Annotated in this window: 2 protein-coding genes; both read left to right on the top strand. The window is 40.4% G+C overall.

Going from position 1 to position 2,050, the window contains the following annotated elements; all coding sequences use genetic code 11:
- A partial coding sequence (locus ACO6HM_RS12330; protein WP_485391317.1) for an ankyrin repeat domain-containing protein occupies nt 1-1,011 on the top strand: 1,011 nt, incomplete at its 5' end.
- Between the two features lie 19 nt (nt 1,012-1,030).
- A partial coding sequence (locus ACO6HM_RS12325; protein WP_485391316.1) for an ankyrin repeat domain-containing protein occupies nt 1,031-2,050 on the top strand: 1,020 nt, incomplete at its 3' end.

The following is a 2,050-nucleotide window of genomic DNA, read 5'->3' as shown; positions in this document are numbered from 1 at the left end:
GGAGATATTGAAGCACTTAAAGCTGTCTATGATAAATGTGAGCTTACTGCCTATGATGGAAAATTCGGTCTGCACACTGCACTTCATTACAAGGGTGTACCTGATGAGCTTGTTATCTGGCTCGTTAAGCAGGGCCTTGATGTAAATATACCTGACTATTATGGCGGCACACCTTTGTATAGTCAGGCAACCTTTGGCATGGATACAGTAAAACTGCTTTATGAGCTGGGAGGAGATATACAAAAGCCAAATAGATATGGGGATACGCCGCTTCATATGGCAGCAGAGTATTTCCGCCCTAATACAGTACGCTTTTTGATTGAAAAGGGTGCAGATGTCAATGCTAAAAATGAAAGAGGCGAAACTCCGCTATCAGCGGCTCTTACAGTGTGCGGAGGAATAAGGGTAGTGCCTATGGCCCAAATAGCAGAAATGTTAATAAAGGCAGGTGTAGAAATTACGCCTGAGATGGCAGAAAAAGTAGAAATAATCGGTAAGGATTTTGAATTCCATAGGGATAACTTTAGTGAAGCTTCCTGTGAAGAGGTAGATACAGCCCTGTCAAAGCTCTACAATATCTTTGGTGCAAAGCCTGTGGCAAAAAGAATAATACATGACGGCGTTTCTCCTATTCTTGTAAAGGGGAGCACTTGGAAAGAGCAGTATAATGAGCTTTGGGATTTACTAATTCCATCTACAGGAGCCGCAAAAACGGTGCAGGGAGAGGTTATCCGCATAACAGGCAGGGTGGACGATGAAATTAACAGAAACGGTGGAATAAACTGGGATAGGAGTTATAGAAATATGCTAAATTCGCTGCCGGTTCATTTTGCAGAAGGAAATGCGCTGTCAGAGAAGGAGATAGAAGAGAGTAAGGTGCTTATTTCAAAGATAGATGGAAAAGGGTTGGCTGAGGATGGTGTAATTACAAGATTATGCGAGCTTGCAGTTAGTTGGGTAATCTTAAACCCTAACCCAATTCCGCTAGGCGAAATAAATTATAACAGATAATAATCACAGGAGATTGCAGATGATTACAATAAAAGACATAGGAGATTTTGAATCTGTTCCAGAGATTGTAAGTGATATTATAAACGGAGATACATTGGCTTTAGATAAGCATTTATCAGAGGGCTTTGATATAGAAGAGGACATAAAGCTTGGTAAATATACAAGTCTCTCCCCTTTGGACCTTGCCCTTATTATGGAAAATTTTGACTCTGTAAAATGGCTGGTGGAAAAGGGAGCAAATCTGAATGTAAAAGGTAATCCTTCATTCTTACTTGCAGTAAGGTATTGCGATGAGGAGGTTATCAGATATCTTGTAAAAAAGGGTGCAAAGGTAAATGTTGTAAATGCTGTAAAGTCAGAGGCCTTTAGTCAGGCTTTATATGGACATAAATATGAGAATCTTCCTCTTATTCACAAGCTTGGCCACAGCGTGGAAAAGTACGGTGGAGAGGCATTTCGAAATGCTGTAGATGATGAGAATTATGAGGTGCTTGATTTTTTCATTAAAAACGGAGTTGATATTAACTACAATGCAGCCGACTCAGTCTATCCGTTTAAGCCTACTCCGCTTTGTGTGGCTGCAAGATATGTGGACCTTAAAATGTGCAAGTATCTTGTAGAAAATGGTGCAGATGTGACAATTACGGAAAAGGATGGAATGCGTCCTTACAGCATAGCGGTTGAAAAAGGCGATGAGGAAATGGCAGAGTATTTTAAGCAGTTAGAGCCTGAAGAGTTTCATAGCCTACATAATAAATTTGATGAGCTTAAGCCATTTAAGCTGCCTAAGACAGTAATGGATTTTCTTCAAGGTGATGAATTACATGTTGAACTTAATGGCTGTGACTTCAAGTGGATTGAGTTTTTCTCCCTGGAGGATACCATACCTATGAAGAAAGGCAGAGCTAAGTTCCTTCGTCTGTCAAAGGCTACAGGAGATTATGACCATATCTGCATTGTGTGGAATCCTAAAACCAAGAAGGTAGCTTTTTATGATGAGGAACACGAGGAAATGCGAGATATGTGCGATTTCTCTGAA

The sequence above is a fragment of the Catonella sp. genome, from assembly GCF_057250765.1.
The sequence above is the reverse complement of the archived record's forward strand: the minus strand, read 5'-3'. Positions and strand labels throughout refer to the sequence as shown.